We start from the raw sequence: 17,733 nt of genomic DNA, 5'->3' as shown, positions 1-17,733 counted from the left end.
ACAGCAGCGACGGAGATTCCCGATGGAACACCACGCCCGCACGCAGAACGAACGGCTCGACATCAAAACCACCACCTGCTACATGTGCGCGTGCCGCTGCGGCATTCGCGTGCATCTGCGTGACGGCGAGGTGCGCTACATCGACGGCAACCCGGAGCATCCGCTGAACCAGGGTGTGATCTGCGCGAAGGGCGCCTCGGGCATCATGAAGCAGTACTCCCCCGCGCGCCTGACCCAGCCGCTGATGCGCAAGGCCGGCACGGAGCGGGGCAGCGCACAGTTCGAGCCGGTGTCGTGGGAAGTCGCGTTCGATGTGCTCGAAAAGCGCCTCGGCGCAATCCGCGCCTCCGATCCGAAAAAATTCGCGCTCTTCACCGGCCGCGACCAGATGCAGGCGCTGACCGGCCTCTTCGCGAAGCAGTTCGGCACGCCCAACTACGCCGCGCACGGCGGCTTCTGCTCGGCCAACATGGCGGCCGGCATGATCTACACGATAGGCGGCTCGTTCTGGGAATTCGGCGGACCGGATCTGGACAGCGCCAAACTGTTCTTCATGATCGGCACGGCGGAGGACCATCATTCGAATCCGCTGAAGATCGCGATTTCGAAGTTCAAGCGCGCGGGCGGCCGCTTCATCGCGATCAATCCGATCCGCACCGGCTACGCGGCGATCGCCGACGAGTGGGTGCCGATCAAACCCGGCACCGACGGCGCGCTGTTCATGGCGTTCCTGCATGAACTGATTGCCGCCGACGCGTGGGATCACGAGTTCGTGCGCCGCTATACGAACGCGGCTGAACTCGTCGACCTCGACGAGGCCAGTGAAAACTTCGGCCTCTTCGTGCGCGATCCGCAGCGGCCGGTCGGCAATCCGCTGTTTCCGCAGAATCATCTGTGGTGGGATGCGCAGGCCGGGCGCGCGGTGCCGCATCACGCGAGCGGCGTGACGCCCGCCCTCGACGGCCGCTATACGCTCGACGACGGCACGCCCGTCACGCCGTCGTTCGCGTTGCTGCGCGAGCGCGTGGCCGACTGCACGCCCGAGTGGGCCGCTGCCATCACCGGCATCGCGGCGGACACGATTCGCCGCCTCGCCGGCGAAATGATCCAGACGAGCCGCGAGCACCGCATCACGCTGCCGATCCGCTGGACCGACGCGTGGGGCGAGACGCACGAAACGGTCACCGGCAACCCGGTCGCTTTTCACGCGATGCGCGGACTCGCGGCGCACTCCAACGGCTTCCAGTCGATCCGCGCGCTCGCCGTGCTGATGTCGTTGCTCGGCACGATCGACCGGCCTGGCGGCTTTCGCCACAAGTCGCCGTATCCGCGCGCGGTGCCGCCGTCGGCCAAACCGCCGAACAGTCCCGACGCCGTCAAGCCGAACACGCCGCTCGCCAGCGGCCCGCTCGGCTGGCCCGCCGCGCCCGAGGACCTGTTCATCGACGAACATGGCGGCCCGGTGCGTATCGACAAGGCGTTTTCGTGGGAATACCCGCTCGCCGTGCACGGCCTGATGCACAGCGTGATCACCAACGCGTGGCGCGGCGATCCGTATCCGATCGACACGCTGATGATTTTCATGGCCAACATGGCGTGGAATTCGTCGATGAATACGATGAAAGTGCGCGAGATGCTGGTCGACAAGCACGCGAACGGCGACTACAAGATCCCGTTTCTGGTGGTGTGCGACGCGTTCCAGTCGGAGATGACCGCGTTCGCCGATCTGATCCTGCCGGACACGACCTACCTCGAACGGCACGATGCGATGTCGATGCTCGACCGGCCGATCTCCGAATTCGACGGGCCGGTGGATTCGGTGCGTGTGCCGGTCGTGCCGCCAACGGGCGAGTGCAAGCCCTTCCAGGAAGTGCTGATCGAACTCGCGTCGCGCCTGAAGTTTCCCGCGTTCACCACGGCCGACGGCGCGCGGCGTTTTCGCGACTATCCCGACTTCATCGTCAATCACACGACCGCGCCGGACTCCGGCGTGGGCTTTCTGATGGGCTGGCGCGGCGAGGACGGCGACAAGGCGCTGGTGGGCGAGCCGAATCCGCGGCAATGGGAGCAGTACGCGAAGAACAATTGCGTGTTCCATTACCGGTTGCCCGAAACGTTCCAGTACATGCGCAACTGCAACGGACCGTACCTCGACTGGGCCGTCAGCAAGGGTTTTCGCAAATTCAGCGAGCCGATCCTGATCCAGCTTTACTCGGACGTGATGCAGAAGTTCAGGCTCGCCGCGCAAGGGCGTACGAGCGGCAGGCAGCCGCCGGACCATTTGCGCGAGCGCGTGGAAAAGTATTTCGACCCGCTGCCGTTCTGGTACCCGCCGCTCGAAAGCGCGGCCACGGACCTCGCGCGCTTCCCGCTCGCCGCGGTGACGCAGCGGCCGATGGCGATGTACCACTCGTGGGACTCGCAGAACGCATGGCTGCGGCAGATTCACGGCGAGAACTATCTGTACATGAATCCGCTGATGGCCGCCGAACACGGCATCGCCGACGGCGGCTGGATTTACGCCGAATCGCAATGGGGCCGCGTGCGCTGCATGGCGCGCTTCAGCGAGACCGTCGAGCCGGGCACGGTGTGGACGTGGAACGCGATCGGCAAGGCGGCGGGTGCGTGGAATCTCGGCCCGGGCGCGAATGAATCGCAACGCGGTTTCCTGCTCAATCACCTGATTACCGACGAACTGCCCGGGCGCGAGGAGGCGGCCTCGCGTATGTCGAATTCCGACCCGGTGACGGGCCAGGCCGCGTGGTACGACGTGCGCGTGCGCATCTATCCGGCGGAGGCGGACGCGCGGCACACGCTACCGCAATTCGCCGCGATGACCGCGCTGCCGGGATCGACCGGCGTGGTCTCGCGGATCGTGCAGACCTACTTCGCGGGACGCGGCGAATTCGCGGCGCGGTTGCGCGGCGCGAACCGGCGCAAATAGCGAGGCAACGGTGGCGGCGATGCTCGCAGGGATGGTGGCCGCGATCGCGGCGCAAGCGCTGTCGGTGCAGACAGCGGCAAGGAGCTTTTGATGACCCAGATGGCGTTGGTGATCGATCTGAACGTGTGCGTGGGGTGCCAGGCATGCGTGACGAGTTGCAAGGAGTGGAACACGTCGGGCGAATCGGGCAGTCTCGCCGACCTGAACCCGTACGATGCGGACCCGTCCGGCACGTTCTTCAATCGCGTGCAGACTTTCGAAGCCGGCAGTTTCCCGAATGCCGAGACGATCCATTTTCCGAAATCGTGTCTGCACTGCGAGGACCCGCCGTGCGTGCCGGTCTGTCCGACCGGCGCGAGCTACAAGCGCAAGGAGGACGGGCTGGTGCTGGTCGATTTCGACCGCTGCATCGGCTGCAAGTATTGCGCGTGGGCGTGTCCGTACGGCGCGCGCGAGCTCGACGAGGAGCGCAAGGAGATGACCAAGTGCACGCTGTGCGTCGATCGGATCCACGATGAAAATCTCTCCGAGCGCGACCGGCAGCCGGCCTGTGTGCTGGCGTGCCCGACCTCGGCGCGGCTGTTCGGCGATATTCACGACCCGCAGTCGGTGGTGTCGAAAGCGATCGAGGAGCGGGGCGGTTATCAATTGATGCCCGAGTGGAACACCCGGCCCGCGAATCATTATTTGCCGCGCGTGCCCACCGTGGCATCGGGCTGCGGTGGCGACGCGTGCGCGTGCAAAACGGCCGACTCGGTCGACGCACCGGCTTCGCTCGACGCGCAACTCGAGCGCGGAAACCTCCATCTCGCGTCGATGGCGACGCGCATCTAGCAGAACCCCACAGGACTTCAAGATGAATCCGGCATTCTCCGTAGTGTTCCTCACTACTTTAAGCGGCACGGCCCAAGGCCTGCTGATCGCGCTCGTCGGCGTGGAGAGCGCGGCGCAACTGGGTTTGCTCGCGCCGCCCGTGGCTGCCTTCTACATCATCGGCGCGGCGGTGTCGGTGCTGTTGGGCGGACTCGGACTGCTCGCGTCGTTCTTCCATCTCGGTCATCCCGAGCGCGCCTGGCGGGCGATAGCGATGTGGCGAACCTCATGGCTGTCGCGCGAATGTCTGTGCCTGCCTGCGTTTCTCGCCTGCGCGTTTTGCTACGGCGTCGCGCACTGGTTCGGTTCGCCGTGGTCGCTCGCGATTGGCTGGCTCGGCGTGCTGGCGAGCGCGACGCTGTTCGTCTGCACCGCGATGATCTACGCGTGCCTGCGCTTCCTGCAGGAATGGGCAACGCCGCTCACGCTGGTCAACTTCGTGCTGCTGGGCTGCGCGTCGGGCTTCACGCTGGTCACGGCGCTGAGCGCGTGGTGCGCGCCCACGTTGACCGCGGGGCTCGCGATCTGCGCGTGCGCGCTGACGCTCGCGGGCTGCGCGAGCCGCTCGGCGTCGCTGGTGCGCAATGCGCGCCTGCGGCCGAAGTCGACGGTGCAGAGCGCGACCGGCATCCACAATCCGAAGCTCGTGCAGGTGTCGCGCGGCTTCACCGCCGGCGCGTTCAATCTGCGCGAGTTCTTTCATGGCCAATCGGCGGGGACGCTGCGTGGCATCAAATGGGGCTTTCTCGCGGCCGCGTTCGTCGCGCCGGTCGTGTTGATGGCGCTCGGCGCGAACCTGCATTCGATCGGCGTCTCGCTCGGCCTGCTGGCCGCGGCCTGTCTCGTGCAGTACGCGGGGCTCGTCGCGGAACGATGGTTTTTCTTCGCCGAAGCGAAGCACCCGCAGAATCTCTATTACGCGAGAGTCGGCTGAAGCGCGGCCTCGCGTGGCTGCGCGGTCGTGCCGCGCACGATCAGCTCGATCGGCAGGCGCTCGTGCGGCGGCGGTTCGCCGTTGGCCAGCCAGTTGAGGACCGCGCGCGCGGCGCGTTCGCCGAGTTCGTAGGTCGGTAGTTTTATCCGCATGCGCCGACTTCGCCGCACGCCGTGCAGAAGTCACACCCATCCTTGCGAATCACCGCATTTGCACCGCACGACCCGCACTTTCGCCCAAGCATCGTGAACAGTCCGTGCGCGCCGCCGGACTGCGTCAACGCGGCGTCGGCATCGACGTCAACGGGATGCGCACGGATGCCGAAATCCGCCGACAAAGCCGTCTCCGCCTTCATCTGCCCGCGCGGCAAACGCGCCAGCATGCGCGAGGCCACCTGATTGCCTTCGGCGTCGAGAAAGCCGCGCCGATGCAGAATCTGCTGGATCGCAAACGCGAGCGCGGCCACTTCCGAATCGTGCCAGCGCGGCGCGCGATGCCCGTCCAGACGTTGCACGTCGCCGAGCCGGACCTGACCTCGATCCCACGAGACCTTGCGCATGTCCTGCAAATTGCGCGCGACAAACCCGCCGCGCGCGGCGAGCGACAGCGAGCGCATCGTCGCCGTGATCCATTGCTGCGATTCGTCGCGCTGGCCGGTGGGAATGAAGAACTCGATAGGCCGCTCGATGGTCACGTCTTCGCCGCCCAGACGCCCAGTCACTTCGATGAACGACACTGCCACGTAAAGCGACTTCTTGCCGGCCTGCGTCAGATACTCGACCTTCTCGATGATCGCCGGCAATTCGCCTTTGGGCCGATGGTCGATCGCGATACGCAGCGGATCGAGATCGCCGTCCGCGAGCGTGTCATCCGCTTGGGGCGGACTCACGCTGAGCACCGCGCCGAGCGTCTCGTTCGGCCGGTACGTCGCGAGGCCCTTGAGGCCGCTTTTCCATGCGTCGAAATAGAGGCTCTCGAACGCTTCGAACGGATAGTCCGCGGGCACGTTCACCGTCTTCGAAATCGACGTGTCCACGTAAGGCTGCACGGCGGCCATCATGTCGAGGTGATCGCGCGCCGACATCTGCAGCGCGCTGACGAAATAGTCCGGCAGATTGCCGACATCGCCGCCGAGCTCGCGATAGAGCCGGTACGCGTAGTCCTCGACATCGAACGATTCGCGCCCGCCGTCGGCCATCACCTTCATGCGCGTGTAGGTCCACGAGAAGGGCGGCTCGATGCCGTTCGACGCGTTGTCCGCGAACGCGAGGCTCACGGTGCCGGTCGGCGCGATCGACAGCAGATGGCTGTTGCGGATGCCGTCACGGCGGATCGCCTGCTTGATGTCCTCGGGCAGGCGCGACGCGAAAGTGCCGGCCTCCAGATAGCGCTCGGCGTCGAACAGCGCAAACGCGCCGCGCTCTTTCGCCAGCTCCACAGACGCGCGATACGCCTCGTCGCGCATCAACTGCGCAATACGCACGGCGAAAAAGCGGCCTTCCTGCGAGTCGTAGCGCAAGCCGAGCATCACGAGCGTGTCGCCCAGTCCGGTGAAGCCCACGCCGATGCGCCGCTTCGCGCGCGACTCCTCGTATTGCTGCGGCAGCGGCCACAGCGTCACGTCGAGCACGTTGTCGAGAAAGCGCACCTGGGTGCGGGTGCGCTGCGCGAGGCCGTCCCAGTCGAACGAGGGCTGGCGGCCTTGCATCTGCGCGAAGGGATCGACCACGAAGCGCGTCAGGTTCAACGGCCCGAGATTGCAGCAGCCATACGCCGGCAGCGGTTGCTCGCCGCACGGGTTGGTGGCGCGAATGGTCTCGACGGCGCGCAGATTGTTGTCCTCGTTCATCCGCGAGATGAACACGATGCCCGGTTCCGCGACGTCGTACGTGGAGCGCATGATGCGATCCCAGATCTCGCGGGCGGGGCGCTCGCTGTACACCCACAGGCCGTCCTCGCGTTGCCGCACGTCGCCGGCCGAGCGCAGCGCCGGCGATGGCTCGGCGCGATGCACCAGTTGCCAGGGCTGATCCTGTTCGACCGCGCGCATGAATTCATCGGTGACGCCGACCGATACGTTGAAGTTGTTCCAGCGGCCCTTCGAATGCTTGGCCTCGATGAATTCGAGCAGGTCGGGATGGTTGCAATCGAGCACGGCCATCTGCGCGCCGCGCCGCGAGCCGGCGCTTTCGACGGTGCGGCACGAGGCGTCGAACACGTCCATATAGCTGCACGGCCCGGACGCCGACGAACTGGTGGTGTGCACGCGCGCGCCCTTGGGCCGGATCGCGGAGAAGTTGTAGCCGACGCCGCCGCCGCGGCGCATGGTTTCGGCCGCCTGCAGCAGCGCGACGTAGATGCCGGGCAGGCCTTGTTCGTCGACGCCCTGGATCGCGTCGCCGACCGGCTGCACGAAGCAGTTGATCAGCGTGGCGGCGATGCCGGTGCCCGCCGCGCTCATGATGCGGCCGGCGCCGAGCGCGCCGTGCCGCAGATTGTCGACGAAGAGCGCTTCCACCGATTCGCGCAGCTCGGGCGGCTCCGCCTCGGCGACGCCGCGCGCGACGCGCTTGAACACGTCGTCAGCCGATTGCTCGGCGCCCTTCGCGTATTTTTCGAGCAGGACGTCGACGGAAAATTGCTGGGGTGCGACGGGAAGAGCAGGGGAAGTGGGAGGCGCCGATGCCGCGCGGGGGTGCGCCGTGTCTTCTGCCATGGTGGGCCCTTAAACGGCGCCGCAACGGACGCGGCGCGGTGATGGAAATGCGGGTCGCCATGCCGTCGCGCGGGGAGCGGGCGGCTGGCTTTACGCAATGAGGTCCACCTTAGCGCACGTGGCGGAGGGCCGCAATCGGAGGGTGTTGGACCCGACGCGCCACGCGGCCTGGTTGGCTGGGTGCGTTTCGTGCGGGGACCGGCTTGCCGGGCAGGTGGGCGCGGCATGCGACGCGCGCCGCCGGCAAAAACGCCAACCAATGGTCAGGGCGAAAAAATCAACGCGAGATCAACAAATCAGGACAAAGCGGTTTCAAAACGTGGCCGGCGTATGGCCGACGCGTGGCCAGAGCGGCAGGCACGCCGGAAAGAAGCGTCAGGCGGCTTCCGCCAGCGGCTCCAGAATTTCAGCGCAGATCATCGCGGAGGCATTCGACGGCGCCGGCCGTTCCGCCGGCTTGAACACCGCGTCGCCGCGGCGGATCTTGCGGCGCGACACCGCGCAGGTGCCCGACGTATGCGCCGACCTGCGCCGCCAGCGCTGCTCGCCGTAATGACAGCGCCCCGGCTCGACCCAGCGGATCACCAGCGTCGTGTCGGAGCGCTCGAGGATTTCGATGCGTACGCCATTGGTACCGTCAAGGGGGATGGACTCTAAGGTCATCATCATCGGCTCCGTTTTGTTGAGAGCCGAATGTAGTCCTGCGAGCGCCGGATAGCTATTGTGCAGCGGTTGAAACACTGTTCTGCAAATAGAAACAATGCCGCTTGACATTCACGATCGACCGAAATGACGGGCGTTACCGGCTGTTATTATGTAAATTTTTAATAGTGCGCATTTTTGCAACGCTGTGTTGTCCGCAGCGCGACGAAAGCGCCGTCTGCAAAGGCGGGGCGGCGCTTCCTTTAAGATGTGACTGTCGATGAACCGACCGTGCGCGCAAGTGTAGCGGGTTTGCAATCTTCCGGTCGGCTCGCGCGCACCTCTCCAAAAAGACTAGAGCTCACATGATTTCACGCCCACCCGAGAACCCCGCCGAACGGCCCGGCACCCCCGATCGCCGGAAAAAACAGCGGGCGGCCTCGCTCGTGCTGTACATCGGCCTGGTGCTGCTCGCGCTGTGGGTCGTGCGCGATTTCCTCGCGCCGGTCGCGTGGGCCGGCGTGGTCGCGATCGCGCTATGGCCGCTGTTGCGCAAGGTCGAGGGCAACCACTGGTTCACCGGCCGCACGACGCTGATCGCCGCGCTGCTCACGCTCGCGATTGCGCTATTGGTGGTGCTGCCGGTCGGCATCGGCATCGCCCAGGCGCTGCGCGAGGCCCACGACCTGAACGAATGGTTCAAGGGTGTGCGGGAAACCGGTATCGCGATGCCGGACTTCATCGAGCGTCTGCCGTTCGGCGTGGAGCAGATTTCAGCGTGGTGGCAGGCCAACCTCGCCCAGCCGCTGCGCGATTCGGCGGCGATGAAGGGCCTGCACAGCACCACGGCGATGATGCTCGGCCGCCGCTTCGGGGCGCGCGCGCTGCATGCCGTGATGGTGTTCGTGTTCATGCTGGTCACGCTGTTCGTGATCTTCCAGGCGGGGCCGCGTCTGTCCGGCTCGCTGATCAAAGGCGTGCGGCGCGGTTTCGGCGACGACGGCGCCGACCTTATTCAACGGATGGCCGCGGCGGTGCGCGGCACGGTGTCGGGGCTGGTGGTGGTCGGGCTCGGCGAGGGTGCGCTGCTGGGCGTTGCCTACTTCGTGACCGGCTTGCCGCATGTCGCGCTGCTCGGCTTCATCACCGCGATTGCCGCAATGCTGCCGTTCTGCGCGCCGATCACGTTCGGTCTGGCCGCGTTATGGCTGCTCGCGCAAGGCTCGCTTGCGGCGGCCGTCGGGCTGGTTGTGTTCGGCTCGGTGGTGGTGTTCGTCGCCGAGCACTTCGTGCGGCCGGTGCTGATCGGCAACTCGACGCGGCTGCCGTTCCTGCTCGTGCTGTTCGGCATTCTCGGCGGGGCGGAGACGTTCGGGCTGCTCGGCATCTTCGTCGGCCCGGCGCTGATGACGGTGCTGATGGTGTTGTGGACCGATCTCGTGCGTTAGGCGGGCGGTTTTTTCAAGCGGATTTCACGCGCGCTTTGCGCGCATTACGACGGCCGGCTGCGTATGCCGCGAATCCGCCCGCTCACGGCCGCTGATTCGACGGATGCTCCAGCGCCGGCGGCTTCACGCAGCCCAGCGTGTATTTCAATGCGGCGGGCAGCAGCGCGCTCCAGACATCCCAGGTATGGCCGCCGTCGATGATGCGCAGCGCCGCCGGGTTGCCCGCTAGCCGAAGATGCGTGTACAGCGTGGACGCGTCGGCCTGGATCGCGAGGTCGTCGTCGCCCGCGGCGATGAACATCGGCAGGCGGTACGGCCGGCTCATGTAGCGGTCCCACTGCGCCGGATAGTTCAGATCGTGCCAGATGCGCGGATCGAACTGCCGCTCGCCGAACACGCCGACGTGGCGCGCGGCCGAGGCGCGCGGCGGCTCGTTCGGGTAGATCGCCGGGCTCAGCAGCAGCGCGCCGCAGAAGAGCTCCGGTTGCGTCAGCGAGTAGCGCAGCGCGCCGAAGCCGCCCATCGACACACCGCCGATCATCCTTCCGCCACGCTGCGTCGACACCGCGTAGTGCGCCTCGATCTCGGGCAGCAGATCGTTGAAGAACGCGGTCTCTATCTTCTCCTTGCGGTCGACGTACCAGTCCGTGCCGCCTTGCGGCATCACGATCACCACGGGCGGGATGTCCTTGCGCTCGATCAGCGCGTCGGCGGCGCTTTGCAGGTGGCCTTGGGTGAGCCAGTCGTTGGCGTCGCCGTTGTTGCCGTGCAGGAGATAGAGCACCGGAATGCGCGCGCCGTCCTGACGGTAACCGGTCGGCAGATAGATCGTGTAGTTCCAGTCACGCCCGAGCGCCTCGGAATGGAAGCTGCGGCTGATGACGGTGCTGGCGAACGCCGGCGCGCTGGCGGCGACGGCTAGCAGGACGAATAAGGAGTGTAGGAATGGACGCATGTCACGGTAAGAGGGTGACGCGGAGCTTGCGCGCGGCAGTCATGCTATCAGCATCGGTGTCGAATTTGAGACGAATTGGCTGGCGCGGATGGGGCCTGCCGACGCGTATGAGCTGCGCTTGGCGCTCAGCGTGTGCCGCTCACCAGGCGGCGCCGCTCAGGGCGACGTCCCAAGCCGCGCGCCGACGACGCGCCCGACGACGCGCTTGAGCGGCTCCGCGCCTAGCGCGACGACCAGCAGGGCGCCGACCGCGATCGCGTCGGCAAGCAGTCCGAGCGGGTAGTTCAGGTAACCATCGGTGGCTGCGTACAGCACGGAGTCGACCACCAGCGAGATCACGGCGCCGGCGATGAAGCACAGCAATCCTTTACGCCCGATCACTCCGACCCACGGCAGCCATTGCGCGAGCTTCTTCGCCCAGCCGAGCTCGATCAGATTCGCGACCAGCCACGCGATGGAGAGGAAGTTGACCGCCCGCAGATAGGACAGATTCTGCTTCATGCTGCTGGCAAGCGGCCCATGTTCGATAACGAGCTTGAAATAAGCCGCCGCGACCACCACCGCGAACGCCAGCACGCTCACGGTCCAGCCGAGCCGGTGCGCGCTGACGCGCTGATAGACCGGCTGGCAGCGCGCGAGCACGCCGAGCACGAACATCAACTGCCACGCGAACGGATTGAAGTCCCAGTGCATGTCGGGCGCGGCGGGCAGGTAGGCGTCGATGATCGGCGCGCCGGCCCACAGCGCGACGCTGCCGGCCAGCAGCAGCCATGGCTTGCTGCGCGCGAGCGGGAGGATCATCGGCACCAGCAGCGCGAAGAATGCGTACATCGGCAGCACGGAGGCCAGATAGGGTTGGCGGCGCAGCAGCAGGATGTCGCGCAACGCGGCGACCGGTGTGGTCATCAGATCGTCGAGATCGGTGGTCGCGAGATTCGGGCCGTCGATGCTGAACGCGCTCAGCACCGCGCTGACCAGCAGCATCAGCCCGGCCGTGACGAGGAACGCGCGATAGATTTCCAGCGAGCGCCGCAGGAAGCGGCTGCGCGCGATCGTCTCGTTGCGCCGCTCGGCGAGCGCCGCGTAGGCCGTCGCGGTGGCGAAGCCGCCGAGGAACACGAAGACTTCGGCGGCATCGCACAACGCGTACGCGTGCAGTGTGACGCGCGACAGAATGCTGCCGCCGATGTGGTCGACGACGATGATCAGCAGGACCAGTCCGCGGAAAAAGTCCAGCTCGATCAGACGGGAAGACGATTGTTGCATTGTTTGCGCCAAAAGCAGCCCCGTGCGACGGCGCGCTGATGCAGCGCGGCAGGCGCCTCACAAGGCTTTTGAAATAGGATTGGGGTGCTGCGGCGGGTTCACGACCCATTCGGCCATCGGGCCGATGCGCCACGTTCGACCTGCCTCGCGAGGCACGGTGTCAGGGGGCAGTAAGAGGACCTTTGCGAAGGCACGGGAGTTCCGCTGCGCCGCCGCAAAAGCCCCCGATTATATTTCTTTCTGTGACAAAGCGGCGGCGGACCGTGCAGGGCGCCCACGCGGCGACGCGTCGCCTGATTCGAGGCTCGACCGGCGATGCCGCTTACCTGAAGGCGCGTCCGGAAAAAAGAGGTAGTCGTGCGAAGTGGAGATTTCGCAACGTTTTAAAAGATGGACACGTCCCCCAATGGACGGCCAGCGAACGGCGTGTGAGGATTTCCTAAAGCGCGGCGGGATCGAGACCGGCCTGCCGAAGCGCCGGGAAAGAGCAGAGAAGCGAAGAAGCAAAAAAGAAGCAAAACGAAGCACAAAGAAGCGAAAAGCAAAGCGGCCAGATCGAGTTGTCCCATTACTCGAGTGCAGGGAGATCTTCATGAACAAGCAAGTGTTCGCGCTGGCTGTCTCCACCGCTGTGTCTGCCACTTTTGCCACACCCGCTAACGCGCAGACGAGCGTCACGCTGTATGGCGTGATCGACGAAGGGATCAACTACACGAATAACGTCGGCCGCGGCCATGTGTACGAACTGGCGAGCGGTTTTGCGCAAGGCAGCCGCTGGGGCCTCAGAGGCGACGAGGAACTCGGCGGCGGCCTGAAAGCGATCTTCCAGCTCGAGAACGGTTTCGATCTCAATTCGGGGCGGCTCGCGCAGGGTGGCCGGATGTTCGGCCGGCAGGCGTTCGTCGGCTTGAGTTCGGAGCCGTATGGCACGCTGACTTTCGGCCGCCAGTACGATTCGGTGGTCGACTATCTGGCACAGACCACGGCCAACGGCAACTGGGCCGGTACGTTGTTCTCTCACCCTCTCGACAACGACAACACCGACAACACGTTCCGCCTCGACAACACGGTCAAGTACACCAGCCCATCGATCGCCGGCTTCCAGTTCGGCGGCACCTACAGCTTCAGCAACGCCACCGGCTTCGCGAACAATCGCGCGTACAGCATTGGCGGCCAGTACGCGTACGCCGGCTTGCTGGTGGCCGCCGCGTATCTACAGGCCGACAATCCCGGCAACGGCGCGAACGGAGCGATCACCGCGAACGACGCCGGTTTCATCGCCGCGCGCATGCGTGTGTTCGGCGGCGGCATCACGTACACCTTCGGCCCGGCGACGGCGGGCTTCGTCTACAGCAACTCGAACTATCTGAACCCGATCGGCAACGGCTACCTCGGCACCACGCCGCTCGTGCCGCCAGGCGTGCTGCTGAACTCGCTGAAGTACCAGAACTTCGAGGTCAACGGCAAATACCAGATTTCGCCGGTGCTGTTCGTCGGCGCGCAGTACGTGTACACGATGGAGACCTACGATGCTTCGAGCGGCGGCGTGAAGCCGCACATCCACTCGTTCGGCCTGATGGCGGACTACAACCTGTCCAAGCGCACCGACGTCTATATTCAGGGCGAATATCAGCAGGTGACGGGCGACCAGACCTTCTCGATTCTCGACTTCGCGTTCATCCCCGGCACCCAGGCGCCGTCGTCGACAAACAAACAGGTCGTGGTGCGCGCGGCGATCCGGCATAAGTTCTAGGCGCGCTGCCCAGCGGCGGTTCATTGCCGCAATCCATTGCGGCACGCGCTCGCGAATCCGGCCGACCGAACGACTTTCTTCCCGCACCCGCGAGGCGCAGAATGCTGTTCGGGCGTGGCCTGTCCCGCACCTTCCTCGACGCGATCCAACGACCTTGGGAATGCACTCCATGAATACACGTCAACTGGGCCGCCAGGGCCCGCGAGTTTCCGCGATCGGCCTCGGTTGCATGGGCATGTCCGATCTCTACGGACCGGCCGACCGCGACGAAAGCATTGCCACGATTCATATGGCGCTCCACGCCGGCATCACGCTGCTCGACACCGGTGACTTCTACGGGATGGGCCACAACGAAATGCTGATCCGCGACGCACTGCAAGGACGCCAGCGCGAGAACGTAGTGATCAGCGTGAAATTCGGCGGGCTGCGCGATCCGGCGGGCGGCTGGATCGGCCTGGATACGCGGCCGGTGGCGGTGCGTAATTTCCTCGCTTATACGCTGCGGCGGCTTGGCACTGATTACATCGATATCTACCGGCCCGCTCGGCTCGATCCGGCGGTGCCGATCGAAGAGACCGTCGGTGCGATCGCTGATCTCGTGAAGGCGGGCTACGTGCGGCAGATCGGGCTGTCGGAAGTGGGCGTGCAGACGCTGCGCCGCGCGCAGGCGGTCGCGCCGATCGCCGATCTGCAGATCGAATACTCGTTGATGTCGCGCGGCATCGAAGCCGGGATCTTGCCAGTGTGCCGCGAACTCGGCATTGGCGTGACGGCTTACGGCGTGCTGTCGCGTGGCTTGTTGAGCGGCACGTGGTCGAAAGAGCGTGGCGCGCAGAAAGATTTCCGCAGCGTCAGCCCGCGGTTCCAGGGCGAGAATCTCGAACGCAACCTCGCGCTGGTCGACACGCTGCGTTCGATTGCCGATGCGCGGGGCACCAACCCGGCGCAACTTGCGATTGCGTGGGCGTTCTCACGTGGCGAGGACATCGTGCCGCTGGTCGGCGCGCGTCGCCGCGCGCAGTTGACCGATGCGCTGGCCGCTGCCGAACTGGCGTTGAGCGCCGAGGAGCTTGCGCGCATCGAAGCGGCGATTCCGCCGGATGCCGTGGCCGGCACGCGCTACAACGAAGTGCAGATGGCGCATCTGGACAGCGAGCACGACGGGCATTGAGCGAGCCGTTGCGTGGCCAGTTTTGACGCGTAGCCGGTTGCAGCAATCAGGTGGTGAACTTATGCGCGCGCAGAGTGAACGGTTTTCGCGAAGGCGCGCGCTTTGCGGTTCATAGGTATCGGCAAGCATCGGCAATGCAGGCGCAGGCACCGGCACAAGCACAGGTGCGAGCAATGGCACCGGCATCGGCTCGCAGTCTCCGGGCTCAGTTCACCACGAAGTTCTGAACCAGAATGCCGACTATCACACCGGCCGGAATGCCGGTCGTTCTGCCGCGCAACGTGGCGCTCAGGTCCTCGTCGAGCACGAAGCTGCAGCGGCGCTCGCGCCAGATGGTCTTGTAGGCCAGGGGTTTTGCATCGACCATGACGAAAGAAACGAGCGCGGTTGCGACGACCTGTTGCAGCGCACTCAGCCTTGCGATGAAAGGGCAAAATTCGCCGGCATTGCACAGCAGTACCATGACGAACGCGGTGACCAAAGCGCCGAATAAAAATCCGCCTATGAACCTGCTTGCTGAACCAAGAGAATCCACTTGAACCTCAACTGCCTTCATCGCTTTTCTGGCCGATGAGGCAAAAAAATATGCCAATGGAAAGGGCTTCCATTCGATGCGCCGGCAATGCGGAGAACCTGATCCCGGCAGACTTCAAAAAGACCCGCAAGCATATTTTGTTTGAGCTCCGCAACGAATCAGACCTATCCGAAAGATGAGTGCGAAGGTTTCTGAAAGCGTGGCGTTCGCGCCAGCTCGCCCAGCGCGTGCGCTGCTTGTCCTGCTCACTGAATTCACGCACTGAACTCCGATGCGATGGCTCGCTCAAACGATATCGCGCTGTCGCCGGCCGGCGTCGCGCGTTGGGTTCGCCGTAAGTAATTCGCCGTAAGTGGGCGACGTAAGTAAGCCACGCTTCTTTTCACGGAGACTTCATGAACAATCGCGCGACGCAGATTCTTCCGCATCATCGTTACGTTCATTCGCTGGGCGCACCGCTCGCCTGTGTGCAAGGCACGATCAGCAAAGTGTTCGCGGGCCCGGAAAACCACCACGGCGCCAATCATCAGCACTTCGTCATCAAGATCGACAAGGTGCTGAAGTTCGAAGGCGGCACGCAGAACCTGGTGGGCACCGAGGTATTCGTCGCCGTGCGTTTCGGCGACAACGAAGGACTCGCGCAGGAAATCCCCGGCCTCCAGGCAGGGCAGCCGATCGAGGCGCAAGGCGAGTACATTCCCGAAGCCAGCGCCTATCCCACCGCCGACAATTCCAATCCCGTTCTGCCAGTGCTGCACTTCACCCATCATCCGGTGGGCTATGTGAAGTACGAGGGGCAGTACTACAGCTAGGGCGCGTCTGGCCGACGCGCGCAGCCGCAAGCGCGTCGGCCAGGCCCGCCGGCTGTCCGCCGACCGCTGGCCGTTGCTTGCGATAAACGTCATTCAAGTTCCGGCGCCAGTCTGCCGTTAAAGCAACCGGTATCGTCCGTTCGCGATGTTCGCGCATGCACACGCTCAGACGAACTTGTGCGGACCACGCGCGACTCGACCGCGCGCATTTCCATGCGATCAGACGACGACGCCAGGAGGCGCGCACCAGGCCTCTAATCGGGGCCTGCGCGACTCGTACACGTTGCATTTGCAACGATGTTTGCGTGCATGCGCAAGATTTGTATCAGAGTGTGTGAGGCGGCGCGTTTTCAGTAAAACGCACTTTACAATTCCGCTGAATTTTTAATCGGCAATCGGGCTCTTTTTGCTGAAGTCCGGCTGGTCGCGAAACGCCGGGCGCCGGGCATCCGGCAAGTGCTAAGGGTTGGAGTAGTCGGCAGGGAATCGGGTGAGCGCTGCACGAGGCGGCCTCGCCGTGTCGAAGGAGTCCGCGCGGCGTCATCGCGCGACTCGCACGCGACATCGCGGCATCCGGCCCGCCCATGAATAACGCAGGAGTCGGACAAAGATGGGAAAGCGTTTCGACAGAACGATGATGGCCAGTCTGACCGGCGTGTGGGTCGCGCTGGCGATGAGCGGTTGTGCGAACGTGGGGCAGCAGGACGCGCAGAGTGGCGCGGCAGCGAGTCCGGTGGCTGCTTCCGGCGTGCCGGCGACAGCCGCGTCGGTTGCCGATAACGCGTCGGCGGGAAAGCAGTTGTCGATCGGCGCCGACGAAGGCACGCCGCTCAGGAAAGCGCCGCCGCTCGTCTATCGCGTCAAACGTGGCGACACGCTGGCGCGTATCGCGCAGCATCATCATTGCAGCGTCAAACAGTTGCAGGCATGGAATGGATTGAAGGGATCGTCGCGGCTGAAGTTGGGGCAAGTGCTGCATGTGGCGTCGCCGGAAACGGTGCGGGCGGTGAATGCAGCCAATGCGGCGGCCGCAGCCAACACAGCCAACACAGCCAACACAGCCAACACAGCCAACACAGCCAACACAGCCAACACAGCCAACACAGCCAACACAGCCAACACAGCCAACACAGCCAACGCCGGGGCAGCGGCGGTTTCCGCGCCGGCCGCTTCGCTCGCGGCGCAGCAGGCGTCATCCTCATCGGCAGCGGCGGCGCTCCCGGCACAACCCGCTGCGGCAAGGCCTACGGCCGAAGAGGCGCGCGAAGTCACGCAGCAGACCATGCGGCATGCGAACCGCGTCGCGCTGGCGTGGCCCGCGGGCGGTCGCGTGGTCGAAGCATTCCAGCCGGGCGAAACGCGCGGCATCGAAATCGGCGGCAAGCCGGGCGATCCGGTGCGGGCCGCCGCCGACGGCAAGGTGATGTACGCCGGCACGGGTCTGAACAGCTATGGCAGTCTGATCATCGTCCAGCACAACAAGGACTTTCTGACTGCCTACTCGCATAACCGCAAGCTGTTGGTGAAGATCGGCGACATCGTTCGGCAAGGACAGCAGATCGCGGAGATGGGCGACGAAAACAACTCGCGCGTGTCCGTGGGCTTCGAGCTGCGCCACGACGGCAAGCCGATCGATCCGATGCCGTATCTGCCGCAAGGGCGCGGCTAGTCACGCACCTTCCAC

At 65.0% G+C, this 17,733-nt stretch carries 14 protein-coding genes; 8 read left to right on the top strand and 6 right to left on the bottom strand.

Going from position 1 to position 17,733, the window contains the following annotated elements; all coding sequences use genetic code 11:
- Positions 1-22 precede the first annotated feature (22 nt).
- From P0D89_RS24215 to P0D89_RS24205, 3 genes are all read left to right on the top strand, one after another.
- Positions 23-2,944: a molybdopterin-dependent oxidoreductase gene (locus P0D89_RS24215; RefSeq protein ID WP_408361972.1), complete on the top strand. Its 2,922-nt coding sequence runs from the start codon at positions 23-25 to the stop codon at positions 2,942-2,944.
- A 90-nt stretch (positions 2,945-3,034) separates the two neighbouring features.
- Entirely contained in the window at positions 3,035-3,778 is a 744-nt protein-coding gene (locus P0D89_RS24210; RefSeq protein ID WP_408361971.1) for a 4Fe-4S dicluster domain-containing protein, read from the top strand.
- A 22-nt stretch (positions 3,779-3,800) separates the two neighbouring features.
- The gene (locus tag P0D89_RS24205) at positions 3,801-4,751 is read left to right on the top strand and encodes a dimethyl sulfoxide reductase anchor subunit family protein (RefSeq protein ID WP_408361970.1); all 951 of its coding nucleotides are present in this window, start codon (positions 3,801-3,803) and stop codon (positions 4,749-4,751) included.
- On the opposite strand, the gene P0D89_RS24200 is transcribed toward P0D89_RS24205, so the two are convergent.
- From P0D89_RS24200 to P0D89_RS24190, 3 genes are all read right to left on the bottom strand, one after another.
- Entirely contained in the window at positions 4,733-4,903 is a 171-nt protein-coding gene (locus P0D89_RS24200) for a hypothetical protein (protein WP_408361969.1), read from the bottom strand. The two genes, P0D89_RS24205 and P0D89_RS24200, sit on opposite strands and share 19 nt — an antisense overlap.
- Positions 4,894-7,467 carry an adenosylcobalamin-dependent ribonucleoside-diphosphate reductase gene (locus P0D89_RS24195; RefSeq protein WP_408361968.1) on the bottom strand — a complete coding sequence of 858 codons (2,574 nt, stop codon included), beginning with the start codon at positions 7,465-7,467 and terminating at the stop codon, positions 4,894-4,896. The genes P0D89_RS24200 and P0D89_RS24195 overlap by 10 nt, the downstream gene beginning before the upstream one ends.
- Before the next feature lie 375 nt (positions 7,468-7,842).
- Positions 7,843-8,130, bottom strand: coding sequence for a DUF3331 domain-containing protein (locus P0D89_RS24190; RefSeq protein ID WP_408361992.1), 288 nt, complete (start codon positions 8,128-8,130; stop codon positions 7,843-7,845).
- Positions 8,131-8,474: 344 nt separating this feature from the next.
- Between P0D89_RS24190 and P0D89_RS24185 the strand changes: the two genes are divergently transcribed.
- Positions 8,475-9,557 carry an AI-2E family transporter gene (locus P0D89_RS24185; protein ID WP_408361967.1) on the top strand — a complete coding sequence of 361 codons (1,083 nt, stop codon included), beginning with the start codon at positions 8,475-8,477 and terminating at the stop codon, positions 9,555-9,557.
- Between the two features lie 82 nt (positions 9,558-9,639).
- On the opposite strand, the gene P0D89_RS24180 is transcribed toward P0D89_RS24185, so the two are convergent.
- Both P0D89_RS24180 and P0D89_RS24175 read right to left on the bottom strand, forming a co-directional pair.
- Positions 9,640-10,512, bottom strand: coding sequence for an alpha/beta hydrolase (locus tag P0D89_RS24180; protein WP_408361966.1), 873 nt, complete (start codon positions 10,510-10,512; stop codon positions 9,640-9,642).
- A gap of 156 nt (positions 10,513-10,668) precedes the next feature.
- Positions 10,669-11,778, bottom strand: a complete 1,110-nt coding sequence (locus P0D89_RS24175) for an OpgC domain-containing protein (RefSeq protein ID WP_408361965.1) — start codon at positions 11,776-11,778, stop codon at positions 10,669-10,671.
- 592 nt (positions 11,779-12,370) lie between these two features.
- Here P0D89_RS24175 and P0D89_RS24170 point away from each other — a divergent pair.
- A complete protein-coding gene (locus P0D89_RS24170) occupies positions 12,371-13,531 on the top strand; it encodes a porin (protein ID WP_408361963.1) in 1,161 nt (386 codons plus the stop codon).
- A gap of 169 nt (positions 13,532-13,700) precedes the next feature.
- Positions 13,701-14,702, top strand: coding sequence for an aldo/keto reductase (locus tag P0D89_RS24165; RefSeq protein ID WP_408361962.1), 1,002 nt, complete (start codon positions 13,701-13,703; stop codon positions 14,700-14,702).
- Between the two features lie 205 nt (positions 14,703-14,907).
- Here P0D89_RS24165 and P0D89_RS24160 read toward each other — a convergent pair whose 3' ends face one another.
- A complete protein-coding gene (locus P0D89_RS24160; protein WP_408377376.1) occupies positions 14,908-15,294 on the bottom strand; it encodes a hypothetical protein in 387 nt (128 codons plus the stop codon).
- 338 nt (positions 15,295-15,632) lie between these two features.
- Between P0D89_RS24160 and P0D89_RS24155 the strand changes: the two genes are divergently transcribed.
- Together P0D89_RS24155 and P0D89_RS24150 are read left to right on the top strand one after the other, a co-directional pair.
- A complete protein-coding gene (locus P0D89_RS24155; RefSeq protein ID WP_408235923.1) occupies positions 15,633-16,049 on the top strand; it encodes a hypothetical protein in 417 nt (138 codons plus the stop codon).
- Positions 16,050-16,659: 610 nt separating this feature from the next.
- Positions 16,660-17,718 carry a peptidoglycan DD-metalloendopeptidase family protein gene (locus tag P0D89_RS24150; protein ID WP_408377374.1) on the top strand — a complete coding sequence of 353 codons (1,059 nt, stop codon included), beginning with the start codon at positions 16,660-16,662 and terminating at the stop codon, positions 17,716-17,718.
- Positions 17,719-17,733 lie beyond the last annotated feature (15 nt).

This window comes from Paraburkholderia sp. RL18-085-BIA-A, assembly GCF_046027075.1.
Classification (GTDB): Bacteria; Pseudomonadota; Gammaproteobacteria; order Burkholderiales; family Burkholderiaceae; genus Paraburkholderia.
The sequence above is the reverse complement of the archived record's forward strand: the minus strand, read 5'-3'. Positions and strand labels throughout refer to the sequence as shown.